Source organism: Amycolatopsis oliviviridis (assembly GCF_014654365.1).
Lineage (GTDB): Bacteria > Actinomycetota > Actinomycetes > Mycobacteriales > Pseudonocardiaceae > Amycolatopsis > Amycolatopsis oliviviridis.
Map to the genome: position 1 here is coordinate 186,128 of NZ_BNAY01000010.1, position 20,600 is coordinate 206,727.

18 protein-coding genes are annotated in these 20,600 nt (G+C 68.8%); 11 read left to right on the forward strand and 7 right to left on the reverse strand.

Features of this window, described 5'->3' with window-relative positions:
* The first annotated feature begins 77 nt into the window (after positions 1-77).
* Positions 78-887: an NmrA family NAD(P)-binding protein gene (locus tag IE302_RS34975; RefSeq protein WP_191258730.1), complete on the forward strand. Its 810-nt coding sequence runs from the start codon at positions 78-80 to the stop codon at positions 885-887.
* A gap of 371 nt (positions 888-1,258) precedes the next feature.
* Here IE302_RS34975 and IE302_RS34980 read toward each other — a convergent pair whose 3' ends face one another.
* Positions 1,259-1,729, reverse strand: a complete 471-nt coding sequence (locus tag IE302_RS34980; protein WP_191258915.1) for an RrF2 family transcriptional regulator — start codon at positions 1,727-1,729, stop codon at positions 1,259-1,261.
* Between the two features lie 114 nt (positions 1,730-1,843).
* On the opposite strand from IE302_RS34980, the gene IE302_RS34985 reads away from it, so the two are divergent.
* Positions 1,844-2,575 (forward strand): SDR family oxidoreductase, encoded by a 732-nt coding sequence (locus IE302_RS34985; protein WP_191258731.1) that lies wholly within the window; start codon positions 1,844-1,846, stop codon positions 2,573-2,575.
* 69 nt (positions 2,576-2,644) lie between these two features.
* Here IE302_RS34985 and glpD read toward each other — a convergent pair whose 3' ends face one another.
* Genes glpD through IE302_RS35000 form a run of 3 tightly spaced genes read right to left on the reverse strand, consistent with a single transcriptional unit; the run spans position 2,645 to position 6,725 of the window.
* Positions 2,645-4,357: a glycerol-3-phosphate dehydrogenase gene (gene glpD / locus IE302_RS34990; protein ID WP_191258732.1), complete on the reverse strand. Its 1,713-nt coding sequence runs from the start codon at positions 4,355-4,357 to the stop codon at positions 2,645-2,647.
* Positions 4,358-4,362: 5 nt separating this feature from the next.
* Positions 4,363-5,880 (reverse strand): glycerol kinase GlpK, encoded by a 1,518-nt coding sequence (gene glpK, locus IE302_RS34995; protein WP_191258733.1) that lies wholly within the window; start codon positions 5,878-5,880, stop codon positions 4,363-4,365.
* A 23-nt stretch (positions 5,881-5,903) separates the two neighbouring features.
* Entirely contained in the window at positions 5,904-6,725 is an 822-nt protein-coding gene (locus tag IE302_RS35000; protein WP_191258734.1) for an MIP/aquaporin family protein, read from the reverse strand.
* 151 nt (positions 6,726-6,876) lie between these two features.
* Here IE302_RS35000 and IE302_RS35005 point away from each other — a divergent pair, with 151 nt between their 5' ends.
* The 5 genes from IE302_RS35005 to IE302_RS35025 all read left to right on the forward strand — a co-directional run bounded on the left by IE302_RS35005 (position 6,877) and on the right by IE302_RS35025 (position 13,413).
* Positions 6,877-7,644, forward strand: a complete 768-nt coding sequence (locus IE302_RS35005) for an IclR family transcriptional regulator (RefSeq protein WP_093937206.1) — start codon at positions 6,877-6,879, stop codon at positions 7,642-7,644.
* A 13-nt stretch (positions 7,645-7,657) separates the two neighbouring features.
* On the forward strand, positions 7,658-9,631 hold the full coding sequence (glpK, locus tag IE302_RS35010; RefSeq protein ID WP_191258735.1) for a glycerol kinase GlpK: 1,974 nt from the start codon (positions 7,658-7,660) through the stop codon (positions 9,629-9,631).
* Between the two features lie 167 nt (positions 9,632-9,798).
* Positions 9,799-10,068, forward strand: coding sequence for a hypothetical protein (locus IE302_RS35015; protein WP_191258736.1), 270 nt, complete (start codon positions 9,799-9,801; stop codon positions 10,066-10,068).
* A gap of 761 nt (positions 10,069-10,829) precedes the next feature.
* Positions 10,830-12,386, forward strand: a complete 1,557-nt coding sequence (locus tag IE302_RS35020) for a purple acid phosphatase family protein (RefSeq protein WP_229908120.1) — start codon at positions 10,830-10,832, stop codon at positions 12,384-12,386.
* 217 nt (positions 12,387-12,603) lie between these two features.
* On the forward strand, positions 12,604-13,413 hold the full coding sequence (locus IE302_RS35025; protein WP_191258738.1) for a serine hydrolase: 810 nt from the start codon (positions 12,604-12,606) through the stop codon (positions 13,411-13,413).
* On the opposite strand, the gene IE302_RS35030 is transcribed toward IE302_RS35025, so the two are convergent.
* On the reverse strand, positions 13,370-14,005 hold the full coding sequence (locus IE302_RS35030; protein WP_191258739.1) for a MerR family transcriptional regulator: 636 nt from the start codon (positions 14,003-14,005) through the stop codon (positions 13,370-13,372). The two genes, IE302_RS35025 and IE302_RS35030, sit on opposite strands and share 44 nt — an antisense overlap.
* Before the next feature lie 299 nt (positions 14,006-14,304).
* Between IE302_RS35030 and IE302_RS35035 the strand changes: the two genes are divergently transcribed.
* From IE302_RS35035 to IE302_RS35050, 4 genes are all read left to right on the forward strand, one after another.
* On the forward strand, positions 14,305-15,168 hold the full coding sequence (locus tag IE302_RS35035) for an alkaline phosphatase family protein (protein ID WP_191258740.1): 864 nt from the start codon (positions 14,305-14,307) through the stop codon (positions 15,166-15,168).
* A gap of 66 nt (positions 15,169-15,234) precedes the next feature.
* The gene (locus IE302_RS35040) at positions 15,235-16,494 is read left to right on the forward strand and encodes an MFS transporter (RefSeq protein ID WP_191258741.1); all 1,260 of its coding nucleotides are present in this window, start codon (positions 15,235-15,237) and stop codon (positions 16,492-16,494) included.
* On the forward strand, positions 16,491-17,480 hold the full coding sequence (locus tag IE302_RS35045; protein WP_191258742.1) for a TolB family protein: 990 nt from the start codon (positions 16,491-16,493) through the stop codon (positions 17,478-17,480). The genes IE302_RS35040 and IE302_RS35045 overlap by 4 nt, the downstream gene beginning before the upstream one ends.
* Before the next feature lie 189 nt (positions 17,481-17,669).
* The gene (locus IE302_RS35050; RefSeq protein WP_191258743.1) at positions 17,670-18,182 is read left to right on the forward strand and encodes a VanZ family protein; all 513 of its coding nucleotides are present in this window, start codon (positions 17,670-17,672) and stop codon (positions 18,180-18,182) included.
* Here IE302_RS35050 and IE302_RS35055 read toward each other — a convergent pair.
* Positions 18,146-19,837, reverse strand: a complete 1,692-nt coding sequence (locus IE302_RS35055) for a flavin monoamine oxidase family protein (RefSeq protein ID WP_191258744.1) — start codon at positions 19,835-19,837, stop codon at positions 18,146-18,148. The two genes, IE302_RS35050 and IE302_RS35055, sit on opposite strands and share 37 nt — an antisense overlap.
* Positions 19,834-20,589, reverse strand: coding sequence for a carbon-nitrogen hydrolase family protein (locus IE302_RS35060; RefSeq protein WP_191258745.1), 756 nt, complete (start codon positions 20,587-20,589; stop codon positions 19,834-19,836). The genes IE302_RS35055 and IE302_RS35060 overlap by 4 nt, the downstream gene beginning before the upstream one ends.
* Positions 20,590-20,600: the final 11 nt, after the last annotated feature.

Consider the following 20,600-nt stretch of genomic DNA (forward strand, 5'->3'; position numbering starts at 1 on the left):
TCTCGATTCCTGACCGGCTCGCTTGACCTCCATCTTGATCGAGCTTCTACCTTCGCGGAAAACGAAGGGAATCACCCATGACCGTCTTGGTAACCGGGGCCACCGGGAACACCGGCCGCCACGTGGTGGCCGAACTCGTCCGCCGAGGGGAACGCGTCCGGGCGCTCAGCCGGAACCCCGCCGAAGCCAGGCTCCCGCCGGGCGTCGAACTGGTGCGAGGCACGCACACCGCACCCGAAACGCTGACCGACGCGCTGAACGGCGTCACCCGGCTGCACATCACCGCGACCGCGGGACTCGCCGACGTCGGCGCCGAACTCGTCGAACGCGCCGTGGACGCGGGCGTGCGGCGGATGACCATCGTATGGGGCGGCTATGTCGGGCCGACGGAACAGGCCATGGCCGAATCCGGGGTGGAGTGGACGCGCCTGGAGCCGCAGGAGTTCATGTCCAACGCGCTGACCTGGGCCGACTCCGTCCGCGCCGACGGCGTCGTCCGCGAGCCGTTCGACCTTCCCAGCGCGGTGGTGCACGAGGGGGACATCGGCGCCGTCGCCGCCACCGCGCTCGCGGAGGACGGGCACTCGGGGAAGGTCTACAACCTCACCGGACCGGAATCGCTGACCACGCGTGAACGGATCGCGGTCCTCGGCGCAGCCTTGGGCCGAGACATCGGCCTGGAGCAGATCTCGCGGCAGCAGGCGATCGACCGGCTGCTGGCCGACGGCGTCCCGGTGGCGGACGCCGAATACGTCGTCGGATGGCACAGCGATCCGCCGATGGAGGCGAGGACCGTGGACCACACCGTCGAGCAGGTGCTGGGACGTCCGGCGCGGACGTTCGCGCAGTGGGTCAGTGAGCATCTGGACCGATTCCAGGGCTCGTGAGTGGCAAGTGTCGTTCTAACCTCACTTGCCACTCACGACCCACCCATCCGACTCGGTCCCGGCGCTTGCCCGCCTGCTGTACATGATGGCCCCCTTCCTTGCGCCAGGCGCAAGGAAGGGGGCCATCATGTACTTCGGCCGGGCGTGAAGGTCGAGTTTCCTCGGCTGAGCCGCGTGAAGGGGGCCTTCACGCGCGGCCACTGTGACTGTTGTGACTGCTGGTGCGCTCGGGGCGATCACGACGGTAGCGAAGGCCTCCTTCACTACCTTCCGGGTAGGCAAGGAGGCCTTCACGGACCCGAACCGCGACTGATCGTGGCCAGAACCCAGCAGGTACTCAAAACGCCCTTGGCCCTAGCGGCACTCGCCACTCACGACTCTTTGAACCAGGCGCCGATCCCGGCGAGCGCACCCGGACCGTAGTCACCCCTGACGTCGTCGGCCAGATCCGCGATGGTGACCGCGCGCAACGCCGCCCGCCACTGGGCTTCGGCGTTCGCCATCGCGCGGCTGATCGCGCACGGAGCGGTGCACGCTTCGGGCGGCGTAGCCATCGGGCCGCGTTGCCGGATCTCCGTGCAGGCGAAGGCCGGACCGGGCCCGTCGATGGCCTCGACGACGTCGAGCACCGTGATCTCCGAAGGCGGCCGGGTGAGGACGTAGCCGCCGGCCTTTCCCTGCACCGACCGGATGAGGTCGGCCCGAGAAAGGGCCTGGAGCTGCTTCGCGAGGTAACTGGGCGAGACGTCGTGCAGCTGCGCCAGGCGCGCGGCGGGCGCGGGTTCGTCGACCGAGGTCAGCACGACACAGCAGTGCAGAGCCCATTCGACTCCGCCGGACATCTTCACCCGGATTACTCTAACCCGCCTCTTGACTCGGACACAATATATCCGAGTAAGATCTCGGACATGAGGTGTCCGAGTTAGCGGGCGCCGGTCGAGGAAGGGCACAGGGTCATGAAATTCGCGATCATCGGCGGCACCGGGCTGATCGGTTCGCAGGTCGTGCGGAACCTCAACGAGGCCGGGCACGAGGCGGTGCCGCATTCGCCGTCCACCGGGGTCGACCTCCTCACCGGCCAGGGCCTGGACGCCGCACTCGACGGCGCCGACGTGGTCGTCAACCTGACGAACTCGCCGACCTTCGACGACGCCTCCCCCGCGTTCTTCCGGACGTCGATGGACAACCTCGTGGCCGCGGCGAAGAAGGCGGGCACCGGGCACTTCGTGATCCTGTCGATCGTCGGCGTCGACCAGGTCCCCGAACTCGACTACTACCGCGCGAAGACGCTGCAGGAGGACATCCTCAAGGAAAGCGGGATCCCCTACTCGATCGTCCGCGCCACGCAGTTCATGGAATTCGTCGACGCGGTCCTGTCCTGGACCGCCGACGAGAACACGGTCCGCCTGCCCAGCACACCGATCCAGCCGATCGCCGCGGCGGACGTCGCCGCCGCGGTTTCCGAGGTCTCGGCGGGAAAGCCGCTGAACGGCACCCTCGACGTCGGCGGCCCGGACGTCTACCCGCTGGACGAACTGGGACGGATCACCTTGTCCGCCAAGGGAGACACCCGTTCGGTGGCCAACGACGAGACGGCGGGCATGTTCGCCGCCGTCAAGGGTGACGTCCTCACCACCAAGGACGGCGCCCGCATCGCCGCGACCCGCTACCTCGACTGGCTCAAGTAGGCGACAAGTACATGAAGGCCCCCTTGCTTGCGCCTGGCGCAAGCAAGGGGGCCTTCATGTACTCGAGGATCAGCTGGGCAGCAGCGCCGGAGCGGCGAGACGGCTGGCGTTCGCCGCTTCGTCGTCCGGCTGGGCCTGCGCGGAACGCTCCGCCTCCACCCGAGCGAGGTAGTTGGCGACCTCGCGCTCCTGCTTGTGCGAGTCCCATCCCAGCAGCGGCGCCATCAACCCGGCCACCACCGGCGCGGCCGTCACCCCGCGGTCCCGCTCCTCGATGGAGATCCGGGTGCGGCGCGTCAGGACGTCCTCCAGATGCAGCGCGCCCTCGTGCGAGACGGCGTAAACGACCTCCGCCTTGAGGTAATCCGCCGTCCCCGGGATCGGCTCGCCCAGTTCGGGACGCTCCGAGATGGACTCCAGGATGTCCTCGATCGCGGTTCCGTAGCGCTGGAGCAGGTGCTCGATCCGGCCGATCGGCAGCCCCGTGCGCTGCACGAGCGAGTGCCGCGCGCCCCACATCTCGTGGTAGCCCGTCGCGCCGACGATCGGGAGCCGCTCGGTCCACGACGACGGCGCCGGACGGCCGAGGTCCTCCACCGCGACGTCGACCGCGTCGGCGGCCATCACGCGGTACGTCGTGTACTTGCCGCCGGCCACGATCACGAGACCCGGCACCGGATGCGCCACGGCGTGCTCCCGCGACAGCTTCGTCGTCGACGTCGCCTTCGCAGCCAGCAGCGGCCGAAGCCCGGCGTACACGCCTTCGATGTCGTCGGCGGTGATCGGCGTGCGCAGGACGGCGTTGAGGTGACCGAGCACGTAGTCGACGTCCGCCTGGCTGGCCGCCGGGTGTTCGCGGTCGAGGTCCCATTCGGTGTCGGTGGTGCCGACGATCCAGTGCCGTCCCCACGGGATGACGAACAGGACGCTCTTCTCCGTGCGCAGGATCAGCCCGGTGTCCAGGTCGATCTTCTCGCGCGGCACCACCAGGTGGATGCCCTTCGACGCGCGCACGGTGAACGGCGCGGGGATGCCCGCCGCTTCCGCCATGTCGTCGCTCCACACGCCGGTGGCCGCGACGACCGTCTTCGCCCGGACCTCGATCTCCGCGCCGCTCTCGCGGTCGACGACCTTGGCGCCGACGACGCGCTCGCCGTCACGGATCAACGACGTCACGCGCGCCCGGGTCAGGACGGAGGCGCCCTGTTCAGCGGCGGTCCGCGCGATCGTCATCGTGTGGCGGGCGTCGTCGACCTGGGCGTCGTAGTACTGGATGGCGCCGATCAGGGCGTCGTCCGCGAGGCCTGGCGCGACCTTGCCCGCGCCGCGCTTGGACAGATGCCGGTGCCGCGGCAGCGCGCGAGCCCCGCCGAGGGTGTCGTAAAGGGTGACACCCGCGCCGATGTACCCGCGCTCCCAGACCCGGTGCTTGAGCGGCACCAGGAACTTCACCGGCCGCACCAGATGCGGCGCGAGGGTCTGCAGCAGCAGGCCGCGTTCCTTCAGCGCCTCGCGCACCAGCTTGAAGTCCAGGTTCTCCAGGTAGCGCAGCCCGCCGTGGATCAGCTTGCTGGACCGGCTGGACGTCCCGGCGGCGAAGTCGCGGGCCTCGACGAGCGCGACGGAGAGCCCGCGCGACGCCGCGTCGAGCGCGACGCCGGCACCGGTCACTCCCCCGCCGACGACCAGCACGTCGATCTCCTCGCGGGCGAGCTTGCGCAGCGTCTCGGCGCGGTAGACCGGGGAAAGCGGTACGGGTGTCACTGTCTTCCTCCTGTTCATCGGGCTCACTCGACTTCGACCCAGTCGAGCGTGCGGCCGACGGCCTTCTGCCAGCCCGCGTAGCCCACGGCGCGCTGTTCGTCCGTCCACGACGGCTCCCAGCGCTTGTCCTCGTTCCAGTTCTGTTCCAGCTCGTCGGTGGACTTCCAGAACCCGACGGCCAGCCCCGCCGCGTAGGCGGCGCCGAGCGCGGTGGTCTCGGCGACGACCGGCTTCGACACCGGCACGCCGAGGATGTCGGCCTGCAGCTGCATGCACAGTTCGTTCGCGGTCACGCCACCGTCCACCCGCAACACGTCGAGCGTGACTCCGGAGTCGTTCTGCATGGCCTCGACGACGTCGCGGGTCTGGTAGCAGATCGCTTCGAGCGTCGCCCGCGCCAGATGCGCGTTGGTGGTGGCGCGGGTGAGGCCGACGATCGCGCCACGCGCGTCGGAACGCCAGTACGGCGCGAAAAGCCCGGAGAACGCGGGGACGAAGTAGACGCCGCCGTTGTCCTCGACCTGCCGGGCGAGGCTTTCGCTCTGAGACGCGCCGCTGATGATGCCCAGCTGGTCTCGCAGCCACTGGACGGCCGAACCGGTGACGGCGATGGAGCCTTCCAGCGCGTAGACCGGCTTGTCGTCGCCGAACTGGTAGGCCAGCGTCGTGAGCAGGCCGTGCTTCGAGCGGACGACCTCGTGGCCGGTGTTGAGCAGGAGGAAATTGCCGGTGCCGTAGGTGTTCTTGGCCTCGCCGGGGCGGAAGCACACCTGGCCGACGGTCGCCGCCTGCTGGTCGCCGAGCACACCGGTGATGGCGACCTCGCCGCCGAGCGGGCCGTCCGCGCGGGTGACGCCGAAGTGACCGTTGTTCGACGACGGCCGGATCGACGGCAGCATCTGCTTGGGGACACCGAAGAACGACAGCAGTTCGTCGTCCCACTCCAGCGTTTCGAGGTCCATCAGCATGGTGCGCGACGCGTTGGTCGGGTCCGTGACGTGCACGCCGCCGTCGGGACCGCCGGTGAGGTTCCAGATCAGCCAGGAATCCGTGGTGCCGAAGAGCGCGTCGCCCTTCTCGGCGTCTTCGCGGACACCGTCGACGTTCTCCAGGATCCACTGCAGCTTGCCGCCGGAGAAGTAGGTGGCGGGCGGGAGACCGGCCTTCCGCCGGATGACGTCGCCCTTGCCCGCGCGTTCCAGCGCCGAGGCGATCCGGTCGGTGCGGGTGTCCTGCCACACGATCGCGTTGCAGTACGGGCGCCCGGTCCGGCGGTTCCACACGACGGTGGTCTCACGCTGGTTGGTGATGCCGAGCGAGGCGAGGTCGGCGGCGGTCAGCTTCGCCTTGTTGAGCGCGGTGGCGATGACCGAGCGGGTCCGCTCCCAGATCTCGGTCGCGTCGTGCTCGACCCAGCCCGGCTTCGGCAGGATCTGCTCGTGCTCCAGCTGATGGCGGGCGATCTCGTTGCCGCCGTGGTCGAAGATCATGAACCGCGTGCTGGTGGTGCCCTGGTCGACGGCGCCGATGTAGTCAGGCATGGCTTTTCTCCTATCGGGACGGCTCAGGCGGCGGTTTCGAGGTCCTTGGCGGGCAAGGCTTCCGGCGCGGGATCGCTGGGGAGGTAACGCTCGATGAAGAACTTGTAGATCGCGCCGCCGATGACCGCGCCGACGATCGGCGCCACGATCGGGATCCACCAGTACGGATAGCCGTACTGGTCGGTGAACGCGGTGTCGTAGCCGGTGAGCCAGGACATCAGCCGCGGGCCGAAGTCGCGGGCGGGGTTGATCGCGTAGCCGGCGTTGGTGCCCCAGGCCATGCCGATCGCGACCACGAGGAAGCCGACGACGACGGGCGCGAGGTTCGCGGCGGGCGCGGTGTTGCGGAGGTCGGTGATGGCGAAGATCACCAAGGCGAGGATGGCGGTGCCGATGATCTGGTCGCGGAACGCGCCCCAGTCACCCACCGGCAGGGTTCCGTTACCCGGAAGGGTGGAAAAGACGCCCTGGGTCTTGATCGTCAGCCCGGGGTCGGCCGCGTTGAGCACCTCGGTGTAGTTCCAGCGCACCAGCAGGGCGCCGAGGAACGCGCCGGCGGTCTGCGCCAAGGCGTACGGGGCGACCTTGCGCCACGAGAAGCCCTTGAACACCGCGAGTGCCACGGTGATGGCGGGGTTCAGATGCGCGCCACTGATCCGTGAAGCCACATAGACACCCAGCGTGACACCGATCCCCCACGCCCACGCGATGCTGTCGTGGTCACCGATGCCGCCCGCGACGACCTGAGCCACCACCCCGCAGCCGAACAGTATGAGGATCATCGTCCCGACGAACTCCGCCGCCAGTTCGCCCGCGAGTCCGCGAGCCTTGAGGTTTCGCACCATTGCTTCCTCCACAAAGGACACCGTTGCCCTGTTGAGGCCGAAGTTAAGTTCGCGGAAACCCCGGGTCAACGGACACCGGTCGGCATTGTCGAACGTCCGAAGACGATGTTCGACATTGTCGAATCAGGGCCGGTCGGGCTACGGTTGGGCCGTGCCCGGTCCGATCCAGTCCATCGAGCGCGCCGCCGCGATCCTGCGGTTGCTGGCGCGAGGTTCCGGCCGTCTCGGGGTCGGCGAGATCGCCGATTCCCTCGAACTCGCCAAGGGAACGGCGCACGGCATCCTGCGCACCCTGCAGGGGGTCGGCTTTGTCGAACAGGACCGCGACACCGGGAAATACCAACTGGGCGCGGCGTTGCTGCACCTCGGCACGAGTTACCTCGACGTCAACGAACTCCGGTCACGCGCGATCAACTGGGCCGACGCGCTGGCCGCGCGCAGCGGCGAGGCCGTCCGGATCGGCGCACCGCTGGAGGGCCGGGTCCTGGTGGTACACCACGTGTTCCGGCCTGACGACAGCCTGCAGACACTCGACGTCGGCACGCTCCTGCCGCTGCACGCGACGGCACTCGGAAAAGTACTTCTGGCCTACGACACCGGTCTCGTGGCATCGTTGCGCACCGGCGGGCCGGAGGCCTACACCCGCCGGACCCTGATCACCCAGACCGCGATCAAACGCGCCTGTGGCAAGGTGCGTGAGGCGGGCTGGGCGAGCGAGAACGGCGAAATGATCTCCGGCGAGGCCGGGATAGCGGCGCCGATCCGCGGGCACGGCGGCATCGTGGTCGGCGCGATCGGGGTGTCCGGCGCGGCGGACCGGATCTGTGAAGCCGACGGCAGCCCGATCCCCCGGCTGCTCGGCCACGTGCGCGACGCGGCACGGGCGGTCTCCCGCGATCTCGGCGCGTCCCGATGGTGATGGAGGTGCTCGCGTGGTCCAGCGCTACGTGATGTCGATCGACCAGGGCACCACTTCGACCCGGTGCATCCTGTTCGACGCGCGCGGCAGGCTGGTGTCGGTCGCGCAGCGCGAACACCAGCAGCACTTCCCCCGGCCAGGCTGGGTCGAACACGACGCGACGGAGATCTGGCGCAACGTCGGCCGGATCGTGCCGCAGGCGCTGGCCGACACGGGCGCCGAACCGGCGCAGGTGGTCGGGCTCGGCATCGCGAACCAGCGCGAGACGACGGTGCTGTGGGACAGGCACACCGGCAACCCGGTCGGGCGCGCGATCGTCTGGCAGGACACCCGCACCGACGCGATGCTCGAACAGCTCGCCCGCGAGCCGGGCGCGGACCGCGTCCGGCGGCTGTGCGGGCTGCCGCTGGCCACCTACTTCTCCGCACCCCGCATCCGCTGGCTGCTCGAAAGGACCCCTGGCCTGCGGGAACGCGCCGAACGCGGCGACGTCCTGTTCGGGACGGTCGAGAGCTGGCTGATCTGGAACCTGACCGGCGGCCCGGAGGGCGGCGTCCACGTCACCGACGTCACCAACGCCTCGCGCACCATGCTGATGAACCTGCGGACGCTGTCGTGGGACGACGAACTGCTGGAGTTCTTCGACGTTCCCCGCGCGATGCTGCCGGAGATCAGGCCGTCGACCGAGGTCTACGGGACGACGTCGCGGGTGGTGCCGGGGATCCGGATCGCGGCGGCGCTCGGCGATCAGCAAGCGGCGTTGTTCGGCCAGACCTGCTTCGCGCCCGGCGAGGCGAAATGCACGTACGGGACGGGCAGTTTCCTGCTGCTCAACACCGGCCCGACGCCGGTGCACTCCACGCACGGCATGCTGACCACCGTCGGGTTCAAGATCGGCGACGAACCCGCCGTGTACGCCCTCGAAGGGTCGATCGCGGTCACCGGGTCGCTCGTGCAGTGGTTCCGGGACGGGCTCGAGCTGATCGGCAGCGCGCCCGAGATCGAGACGCTGGCGAGGACGGTCGAGGACAACGGCGGCTGCTACATCGTGCCGGCCTTCTCCGGCCTGTTCGCGCCGCACTGGCACAGCGAGGCCCGCGGCGTGATCGCCGGGCTGACGTCGTACATCACCAAGGGACACCTGGCCAGGGCCGTGCTGGAGGCGACGGGCTGGCAGACCCGCGAGGTCGTCGACGCGATGAACGCCGATTCGGGGCTGGCGCTCTCGACGCTCAAGGTGGACGGCGGGATGACCGCGGACAACCTGCTGATGCAGTTCGTCGCCGACGTCCTCGACGTGCCGGTGGTCCGCCCGATGGTCGCCGAGACGGTGTCGCTGGGCGCGGCGTACGCGGCCGGGCTTTCGGTCGGGTACTGGCCGGATCTGGAGGGCCTGCGCCGGAACTGGCACCGCGCCGGGCAATGGCTGCCTTCGATGGACCCCGCCCGCCGCGACAGCGAGTACGCGCACTGGCGGCAGGCCGTGGAGCTGACGTTCGGCTGGATGCGCCCGGGGCCGACGGCCGCTCCCCCGGGTTCCGATCTGGTCGAGGTCGTCCTGGCCGATCACCGGCGGATCGAGCAGCTCTTCCGGGACCTCCGCAACGACGAGGCCGACCGTCCGGCGCTGGTCGCGGAACTGTCGGCGTCACTGGTCGCCCATGCCACCGCGTCGGAAAGGATCATCCGTCCTGATGGGACGGACAGCGGCTTCGCGGAAGAGCTGCTGGCCGCACTGGAATCCGCGGACTCCGAGAAAGCCTTGGTGACACTGGAGAATTCAGTGGACGCGCATATCCGTTCGGAAGAACGCGGACTGCTGAACGAACTCCGGCGCACACTGTCCACTTCGGACCGCATCGGCCTCGGCCGGGCGTTCGTCGCGGAACGGCAGCGGCAGCTGGACCTCGACTGCGGCTCGATCACGCACGTCCGCGAGCAAGGGCCCCGGCTGCGGCTCTCGTGGCATTCCGGCGGGGCGTGCTAGCCTGTCGCCGTGCGCCACTGGACTCGACTCAGCTTCACTCGACTCGTAGTCAAGCGCGCCGGCTGAACCAGGTCGCCGGCGCGCATTCCGGCGACCCCTCGACACGGGGCATCTCCCGGGACCTGGCCCTCCATGGCCTGTTCGTTTTCCCGCCTTCGGAGACCACGATGTCGCTCACCGCTTTCCACGTTCCCGCCCCTCGCTCGTCCATGCTGATCCGCCGCCGGATCGCCACCTACTTCGTCGGCGGCGTCGAGCAGATCCCCGGCCTGGTCGACGCGCTCGGCTGCCTGGTCCACGACCTGTCGCTCGACGTGCGCGACGGGGTCCGCGAAAGCACCATGACCTGCGCCGTCCTGATCGCCGAGGACGAGATCGACCCATTGCTGGACCGGCTGCGCGAGCTGGACGCGGTCGTCTCCTCGGAACTGCTGTGACCCCTGGTCCTCGCGAGTAGTCACCTACTTGCGAGGGCGCGAAATCGCGGTCCCGGCCCGTGAAGGCCTCCTTGCCTACCCTGAAGGTAGTGAAGGGGCCTTCACGGACTCGGCGATCGCCACTACAACCCCAGAAGCACCAGCAGTCACAGCTGGTGCGCGTGAAGGACCCCTTCACGCGGCTCAGCCGAGGAAACTCGACCTTCACAGCGACCCAAGTACATGAAGGCCCCCTTCCTTGCGATAGGCGCAAGGAAGGGGCCTTCATGTACAGCAAGCAGGCAAGCGCCGGTACCGAATGGGTCCGGGTGGTCGTGAGTGGTAAGTGTCGTTCTAGCGGACTCGTATTTCGCTACCCACTGGTGTGGCTGGCGGTCGAGTGTGGAGGATTGGGGACGTTGAACGTCCGGAATCCTCCCCCGTCACCTCGTCTGCCACCGGTCGTGACCGGCACGACCTTGATCAACGGAGGATCGGGGACGTTGAGTGTCCCCGATCCTCCGTTGATCAAGATCCGAGACCGGGCGACCTCATGCGACGGTGAACCTCCACCCTCGCGCAGGTCAGGCATAGGTCGGTAAACGCTGGTCCGCTCTAACCCCACTTACCACTCACGACCACCCCGCCCACTTGCACGGTTCCGTGCAGCCGATCCCCGAACGGACGCCAGCCTCTTGACTTAGTTAGGAAGCCTTCTTAACTTCGATTTCATGGCCGAAACTCCCCGAAACAGCAGGTCCCAAGCCTACCGTCGGCTCAGCTTGGCCGAGAAACACGACAAATTCGTCAATCAGTACTCGCGGCGGACCCTGTTCCGGGTGGGCGCGGTGAGCGGGGCGGCACTCGCCGCCGGCGGTGTCCTGCTGCCCGGCGCCGCCGCGGCCTCCCCCGGGCCGACGGGGCCGACGGTGCTGCTCAACGCCGACAAGGTCGCGGGTTCGGCGCTGCGGCCTTTCGGACGTCACATCGCCTACGGGGCCGACCCGTCCCAGCAGGTCGTGATCTCCTGGCAGGTCCCCGCGGCGGTGACCGCGCCGTTCGTCCGGATCGGCACGGTCCCCGGCGACTTCAGCCCGCCCATCCAGGCCGAGGTCCGGGCGCTGACCAGCCAGATGTCCTGGCAGCACCCGGTCGAGGAAGTGCCGCCGAACAGCCCGAAGTCGATCACCCAGTACTACCTCCACGCCCGGATCGACCGCCTGCTGCCCAACACCACGTACTACTACGTCGTCGGCCACGAGGGTTACGACCCCGCCGCCAGGCTCGGCGAGATGGCGAGTTTCCGCACCGCCCCGGCCGCGGGCGGCGACGGCACGTTCTCGTTCACCGCGTTCGGCGACCAGGGCGTCGGTTACAACGCCGTCGCGACCAGCAGCCTGATCGCGGGCCTCGACCCGGCCTTCCACCTCGCCATGGGCGACCTGAGCTACGCCCTCGAAGGCGAGGGCGGGCACCCGGAGGAGGACCAGTACGACGCCCGGTTGTGGGACTCCTTCTTCGTGCAGAACGAACCCGTCACCGCCGGGATCCCGTGGATGATGGCGCTCGGCAACCACGAGATGGAGGGCTGGTACTCCGCGGACGGGTACGGCGGCGTGCGGGCGCGTTTCACCATGCCGGACAACGCCTGGGACGGCTCCACCTGCATCTACTCGTGGCGCTACCAGAACGTCGGACTGATCAGCCTGGACGGCAACGACGTCTGCTACAACAGCCCGTCCAATCTGGACTACACCAAGGGCAAGCAGCTCAAGTGGCTCGGGAAGACGCTCGCCGCCTTCCGCGCCGATCCCACGATCGACTTCATCGTCGTCTACTGCCACCAGTGCACGTACTCCACCTGCCATTCCAACGGCGCCGAACTCGGCGCGCAGAAGGACTGGGCTCCGCTGTTCGACAAATACCAGGTCGACCTGGTGCTCAACGGGCACAACCACATCTACGAGCGCACCGACCCGATCCGCGCCGGCAAGGCCGTCAAGAAGGTGCCGTCGCGAGGGACCACCAACCCGGTCAAGGACGGGACTACCTACATCACCGCGGGCGGCGGTGGCGGCAGCGTCTCCGAGTTCCCGGCGCCCGACACCTACCTGGGACACGAGACCAGCAACGACGCCCCGGTCCCGATGAAATACTCGGAACGGGACGGCCAGGACCGCACCAAGAAGGTCACCTGGTCCCGTGTCCGGTTCCGCGGCTACAGCCTGGTCGCGGTCGACGTCATCGCGGGCACGGGCACGACACCGCCCAAAATGGACGTCCGGGCGATCAGTGCCGACGGCACCCTCGTCGATCAGATCATCGTGCAACGCTCCTGACCCGGCGGTGGCCCCCGGCACCGCCGAGCACGGGGGCCACCGTCTTCCTCGCATCGACCGGAAAGTCGTTTCACATCGGCCGATCGGCCGGTATCCGAACACGATGTCCGGCCCGGTTTCCGAAGCGCCGAAATGGTTTCCGTGCCGTCTGCCGCTGTTACAGAGTCATGACAAGAACGAGACAGGACAACGATGATCGTCTCTGAACATCGGCATCATGTTCGACGACGAACGAACCAGGCCGATCGCCGTTCCCCGCGCGAACCGGCGGCTGCGTCTACACGCGACCGTCCTGACCGCTTCCCTTCTCGTCACCGGGATCCTCGGCTACGTGATCTTCCAGGCCAACGCGGAAAGCCGTCCGGCACCGGAAGAACGGGTCGCCACCGTGGTCTTCGACCGCACGTCGGGCAAGCCGGTGGTCGACGAACAGGGTTCGGAAAGATTCCGCACGGCTTCGGTGGTGAAACTGTTCATCGCACTGGACGCGATCACCCGCGGCCCGCGCAAAACCGACGAAGCCCAGATCAAGCGAATGCTGTCGAAAAGCGACGACGCGATCGCCAACACGCTGTGGACCCGGAACGGGGCCTCCGCGATCGTCACGAGGACGGTCGCCGCCATCGGCCTGAAGAACACCACGCCGCCCGCCGACGCGGGTCGCTGGGGCGACACACTGTCCACCGCGGACGACATCGTCGCGACCTATCGGCACATTCTCGCGCTGCCGAAAGCCAAGCGAAATCTGATCCTGAAGCCGCTGCGGGAGGCACCCAGGACCGCCGCCGACGGGTTCGACCAGTACTTCGGCATCCCGTCGGTCTTCCACGACCGGCCGTGGGCGATCAAACAGGGCTGGGCGGCCGGACACGGCGCCGTGGACGCGCACACGACCGGACTCGTCGGCGAAGACGACCGCTACATCGTGGTCATCCTGTCCAGTCACGCCGACGGCACGGCCCTCGGGGTGGCGACGGCATCGGCTACCTCGGCCGCCGCGGCCCTGGTTTCCCGTCTGGAAAAGTGACCTCGGCCGCGTTCTCCACCGTTGTCCTGAAAGCGCTTACAAGAAGCTCCGCGAAACAGGCCCGGGGGACGGCCGAGACCCCTCCGGTCTGGGCTTTCAGCACGGCGAGCTGCTCGTTCGCCAGCGGCGCGACCCGGTCCAGGAACTGCCCGAGGAACCGCAGCGCCGCGAGGGGCGGGATCCCGGCCCCGGCGAGATCCGCGACCGCCCGTGAAACGGACTGTCGCACGACCGCGGGCGCTCCCGCGTCGTCCTTGCCGAGCACCCCGTGCCGTTCCAGGCACCGGGCGACGGCGGGCTGGTCGCGGGCGATGTCGGCCATCGCCGCGTCCAGTCGTTCGGCGGCGTCCGCCGTGGTCGTCCCGAGCATCGCGGCGATGGAAACCAGGTTGAAGCCCTGTTTCTGCAGCACCGTGATGCGGCGCAGGCGCCGCAGATGGACCGGACCGTAGTAGGCGGACCTGCCGCGGCGGACCGGCGGGGGCAACAGGCCTCTCGTCTGATGCGCCCGGATATTGCGTGCCGACATGCCGACGATCGTGGACAGTTCTTCGATCGTGTATCCGGCCGGTCGCGACGAAAAGGGCTTCACGCCGACCACCTTAACCAATGGTCGGATGAGTACGCGGTTGCCATAAGTCCATCGGTTCACCCCTCGGAACACAAGGTGAACGGGAGGTTTACATGGTTTCGTGCCAGTCAATGCCGGTTTTGGGGCGTTCTCCGCCCGCCGACTACTCCGGTCAGGCGATCTTGGTGGGCCGGGGACTTCCCGACCGTTTTAATGCAGCCAAGACATCTGATGTCTCGACTCTGTCGACGCCCGCGGAGCGCCGCTGAACCCGATGGTTGGTCGTCAAAGTTTCAACCTTTTCACCAGGAGGTTTTCGCATGTTCTGGAAACGGATCGCGGTCGCCGCCGTGGCCGCGACCGGGTTGGCCGCGGCGCTGGTGGTGTCCCATCAGGACACTCCCGCCGTCGCGATCGAGCCCGCCGCGGCGAAGGTGCCCGCGTTCGACCACATCGTCCTCGTGATGTTCGAGAACAAGGACTACAAGGAGATCAACGGCAGCTCCAAGGCACCGTACTTCAACAAACTCGCCTCGCAGGGGGCGAAGTTCACCAAGGCTTACGGGACGACACATCCGAGCCAGCCGAACTACATCGCCCAGTTCGCGGGCTCGACGCACGGTGTCGACAGCAACAAATGCCAGGATCTGGGGAACAAGGAGAACATCGCCTCCCAGCTGGCGGGGATCGGCAAGACGTTCGTCGGCTACGCGGAAAGCATGCCGTCCGACGGCTACACCGGCTGCACGAAGGACAAATATGCCCGTAAGCACAACAGCTGGGTCAGCTTCGGCAATGTCCCCGCCTCGGCGAACAAACGCTTCTCGTCCTTCCCGACCGACTTCACCAAGCTGCCGCACGTCGCTTTCGTGACCCCGGATCTGTGCAGCGACATGCACGACTGCTCGGTCGACACGGGCGACAAATGGCTGAAGAAGAACCTCGACGCGTACGCGCAGTGGGCCAAGACGCACAACAGCCTGCTGATCGTCAATTTCGACGAGGACAGCGGGACGTCGGTGAACCAGATCTACACCACCTTCGTCGGCGCCCACGTGAAGCCGGGCAGCTACAGCGAATCCATCAACCACTATTCAATCCTCCGCACGATGGAGGCGGCGTTCGGCCTGCCGGGCATCGCCGAGGCGGCCAAGAAGTCGCCGATCACGAGCGTGTGGCAGTAGTCGGGTGAACCCCGCGGGCGTGTCCACTGTGGACGCGCCCGCGGGCGGGAAAGGGTGGTCCGTCGCGTGTACCTGTCCACGATCGGCCGCCGGGAGCATCCCGGCGGCGTGTCCAAGAAGTCCTTCGCCCTGCTCGGCGGGAACGTCTTCGCCCTGGGCACCGTCAGCCTCGTCACGGACGTGTCGTCGGAGATGGTGACCGCCGTGCTGCCGGTGTACCTGGTGCTGGGGCTGCACCTGGGCCCGGCGGCGTACGGCGTGGTGGACGGCCTCTACACCGGCGCGACCGCGCTGCTGCGCCTGGTCGGCGGCTACGTCGCGGACCGGGTCCGGCGGCGCAAGGCGGTCGCGGGGCTCGGCTACGCGATGTCGGCGGTGGCGAAGCTGGGGCTGGTGGCGGCCGGTTCGTCGGCGACCGCGATCGGTGTGGTGCTGACCGCGGACCGGACGGGCAAGGGCCTGCGGACCGCGCCCCGCGACGCGCTGATCACCCTGTCGGCTCCCGAGCACATGCTGGGCCGCGCGTTCGGGGTGCACCGGGCGATGGACAGTGTCGGCGCGTTCCTCGGCCCGCTCGTCGCGGTCGCCGTGCTGGCCGTGGCGGGTTCGGCGACCGGGGTCGAAGGGTTCGACGCGGTCTTCGTGACGAGTTTCTGCATCGCCGCCGCCGGGGTACTGCTGCTGGCGCTGTTCGTCCGCGACCGCCGCGCGCCCAAACCGCCGTCGGGCACCGTGTCCTTGCGGGCGGCGGCCGGGCTCCTGCGCGGCGCCGGCGTACGACGCCTGTTGATCGCCGCCTGCGTCCTCGGCCTCGCGACCATCGGCGACGGCTTCGTGTACCTCCTGCTCCAGGCCAAGGAGGACATCGCCACCGGCTGGTTCCCGCTGCTGGCGGTCGGGACGAATCTCGGCTACCTGCTGCTGGCCGCGCCGCTCGGTGCGCTGGCCGACCGGATCGGCAGGCTGCCGGTGATGCTCACCGGCTACGGCGCGCTGGCCACCGTCTATCTGCTGCTGCTCAGCCCGCTGACCGGCTGGGCGTTGTTCGCGCTCACCCTGGGCCTGTACGGCGTGTTCTACGCGGCGACCGACGGCGTGCTGATGGCACTGGCCGGGCCGCTGCTGCCGGAAGCGCTGCGCACCACCGGCATCGCGATCGTGCAGAGCGGGCAGGCACTCGCCTACTTCGTCTCGTCCGTCCTTTTCGGACTCTCTTGGCAGTTCTGGGGTGCGACCACGGCGATCGCGATCGCCGCCGGGACGGTGCTCGCCGCCGTCGCCGCCACCTTCGTTCTCTTGGCTCCCCGCAGGAAGGCACGACCGTGAACACCCGCACCCGCGTCCTGATCGCCGTCACCGGAGTACTCACGCTGGCCGCGGCCGCCGTGATCTACGTCGGGGTGGCGGGCGCGCGCAACCAGGACACCGCGTCGGCGGGCACCAGCGGCGCCGTCACCCTCGAAGGCGGACGGCTGCTGTTCCGCAGCACCGCCGACGCCGACCGCGGACACGTGTCCAGCGTCGCGGCGGCCGATCCGGGCGGCGCCCGGGCGGTCTCGACAGTGTCCTGCGCCCGGGTCTACGCGGCGGGCGGCACCGGGATCTGCCTGCGCCCGGAGACCGGCCTGACCACGTATCAGCTGGCGGTGCTCGACGGCAAGCTCGCGGTCACGCAGGAGATCCCGCTGGTCGGGCTGCCCAACCGGGCGCGAGTCTCGCCTGACGGGCGGCGGCTCGCGTGGACGGTGTTCGTCACCGGCGACTCCTACAACGGAGGCCGGTTCTCCACCCGCGCCGGCACCCTCGACCTCACCACCGACAGCGTCGAAGGCACGCTCGAGGACTTCGCCGTGACTGTGGACGGCAAGCCGTACAAGGCGGCCGACTTCAACTTCTGGGGCGTCACCTTCACCCGGCAGCCGAACCGCTTCTACGCCACCATGTCCACCGGCTCCCACCGGTACCTCGTCGAGGGCGACTCGAAGGCCCGGACCGTGAAAACCCTGCGGGACAACGTCGAATGCCCGTCGCTCTCGCCCGACGAGACCCGCATCGCCTTCAAGTCGGCCATCGACGGCGATCCCGCCAAGGGCTGGCGAGTCTCGGTGCTCGACCTCGCGAGCGGCACCGTGACGCCGCTGGCCGAGACCCGGAACGTCGACGACCAGCCCGCGTGGCTCGACGACCGCACCGTCGCCTACGCCCTCCCCCGGGCGCAGGGACATTCCGACGTCTGGGCCGTTCCCGCCGACGGCACCGGAGCGCCGCGCCTGCTCATCCCGGAGGCCGAATCACCCGCCGCACTCCCCTAGCGAGGGGCGGCGGCGCCCGGTGTTGTGAAAGCCACTTTCGCAACCTTCAGCGTTGCGAAAGTGGCTTTCACAACGCTTCCCGACAAGACCTGGACATCGTGCTGGTCACCGGCGGGCGGCTGCGCGTGGTGCCCGCGGCGGAGGTCGGGTTCACCGCCTGAGCGGGCGTGATCATAGGATCGGCCCGCCATGATCACGAACTTCCTGCTCGACCACTCAGCCCTGGTGCCGGTGGCGATCCTGCTGGTCGCGCTCGTCTGCGCCGTCCTCGGCCTGCTGTTCGCGGGCAGGCGCCGGATCCTGTGGGCCCTCGCCGGGGTGTCGCTGGTCCCGGTCTTCGCGCTGACCCTGGTCCCCGCCGGCCGCACCATCGACGAGGTCATGTGCACGGTCCAGTTCTCGCTGCCCACGCTCGGCGCGGTGGAACTCCTGGCCAACGTCGCGCTGTTCCTGCCGCCGGTCTGCTTCGCCGCGCTGGCTTCCCGGCGTCCGCTGACGATGTTCGCGGCGGGCTCGGCGCTGTCCGCTCTGATCGAGGCCCTGCAGGCGTTCGTACCCGCGATCGGCCGCGCCTGCGACACCAACGACTGGCTGATGAACACCATCGGAGCGGTCCTCGGCGCACTCCTCGCGACGGGTACGGCCTGGCTGGTGAACCGCCGCGCTCAGTCCGGCAGTTCGACGGGCGCGATGTCGTCGTAGACGTCGCCCGGCCCCGGGTTGGCCGGATCCGTCTCGCCGCCGAAGTGGTTCAGGACGCCCCACACCGCGTTGAGCGCGGTCTGGACGGCTCCTTCCGCCCAGCCGGCCGTCCACGAAACGTCGTCACCGGCGAGGAAGAGACCGCGGTGGCGCTCCTCCAGCCTGTCCTGCTTGAAGTGCGTGAACAGCCGGTGCTGGTAGCGGTAGTGCCCGGGCAGGTTGGCCTTGAACGCGCCCATGAAGTGCGGCTCGGCCTCCCACGACACGGTCACCGGGTCGCCGATGATGTGCCGCCGGACGTCGACACCCGGGTAGATCTCCTTCAGCGACTGAAGCATCACCTCGACCCGCTCGGACACCGAGAGCGGCAGCCACTTCAGCGAATCGTCGGCCCAGGTGTAGGACAGGCAGATCACCGCGGGCGCGTCCGGATCGTCGCCGAGCAGGTAGGTGCCGCGTGGCATGCGGTCGGTCAGCGTCATGCTCATCGTGTCGCGTCCGGTCACCGGATCCTTGTCCAGCCAGAACGGCCGGTCCACCGGGACGAAGACCTTCGAGGACTCCATGTAGTGCGTGCGCTCGATCGCCGTCCAGTGGTCGATCGGGAACAGCGCCTCGTCGCATTCGATCTTCGACAGCAGCATCCAGCTCTGCGCGGTGAACACCGCCGCCGGATAGGTGCGGATGCGCCCTTCGGTGTCGGTCACGGTGATGTTGTTCGGCGCGGTGCGGTGCAGCCGGGCGACGCCCGGGTTCGGGCTGCCGCCGTGCAGCGAGCTCAGGCTCGTCCCGGCGGGCCAGAACGCGATGTCCTCGGGCGCGTGTTCCCACAGCCGCAACGGAAGCTGCCTGCTGCCGCCGGCGATGCTGCGGTGCTCGTCGTCGGCGCCGGTGTAGACCACCCGCAGGATCTCCAGGATGGAGTTCGGGAAATCGGTGTCCCAGCCGCCGGTGCCGAAGCCGACCTGCCCGAAGATCTCGCGGTCGCGGAAGGAGGCGAACGCGGGTGACTGACAGAGGAAACCGTAGAAGGTCTGGTCGTCCAGGCGCGGCACGAGTTCGTTCCACAGCCGCTTGATCGTCTTCGTGTCGCGTTCGCGGATCGCCTTCTGCATCTCGGTGAACGCGGCCTGCTCGGCCAGCGTGCTGTCCCAGGCGGCCGCGACCTTGCCGAAGACGGCAGGGAGTTCGTCGGCCGTGCGCGCGTAGTGGCTCTCCCCCTTGAGATCGACGACGGTGCTCGGCGTGCCCGGCGCCAGCGGGTTCGGGAACGGCGTCGTTTCCAGGCCGACCTTGTCGATGTAGTGGAACAGCGCGGTCGACGCCGGCGGGAAGCGCATCGCACCCATCTCCGCGACGACGTCGTCCGGGCAGCCCGGGAGGTTCACGGTGCGCAGGCGGCCACCGATCTCGGCGATCTCGTACACGACCGGTCGCAGGCCCAGCTTCATCAGCTCGTACGCGGTGACGATGCCCGAGAGGCCGCCGCCGATCACCGCCACCTCGGTGCCGTGCCGCTCGGCGGGCAGCGCGCCGAGACCGGCCGGGTGGGCGAGGAAGTCGTCGTAGGCGAACGGGAAATCGGGGCCGAACATGGTGATCGGGCGGCCGGCCGGTTCGTCGTGGTGGATCGCGGTCGGGAGGGCGGAGGTCATGCGGAAAGTCCTCGGTACAGATCGGGCCGTCGGTCGGCCAGGTGGGTGTTCTCCAGTCGCGACGCGACGAGCGCGTCCCGGGTGACGTCGGCGCGGATCAGCTCCGGACCGGCGCCCGCGCGGGCGAGTACTTCGCCGGTCGGGGCGACGACGCAGGACCGCCCGCAGTAGGTCAGGTCCTGTTCGGTGTCGCAGCGGTTCGCGTAGGCGACGAAGAGCTGGCTTTCGTAGGCGCGGGCGGGCACCAGCGTGTCGGCGACCAGCTCGTACGGGCTCATCAGCGCCGTCGGCACCACGAGCAGTTCGGTCCCGGCCAGCGCGTGCGCCCGCACCAGCTCGGGGAACTCGACGTCGTAGCAGATCAGCAGGCCGATCCGGAGACCGTCGAGGTCCGCCTGCACGACCGCTTCGGCGCCCGGCTCGAACCAGTTCCGGTCGATGTCGCCGAACAGATGGGTCTTGCGGTAGTTCGCCAGACGGCGTCCGTCCGGGCCGATCAGCTGGACGGCGTTGTAGACGCGGCCGCCGTCGGACTCGGGGTAGCCGTAGACCAGCGCGACACCGGTTTCCCTTGCCAGCGAGGACATCCGGGCCGCGGTCGGACCGTCGGCCGGCTCGGCGAGCTCCTGGGTGCGGGCGCCGATGTGATAGCCGGTGCTGATCATCTCGGCGGCGACCACGAGATCGGCGCCCGACGTCGCGACGGCGGACGGCAGTTCGGCGTAGGAGCCCTGATGGACGGCGATCTTCACACCGACGACGA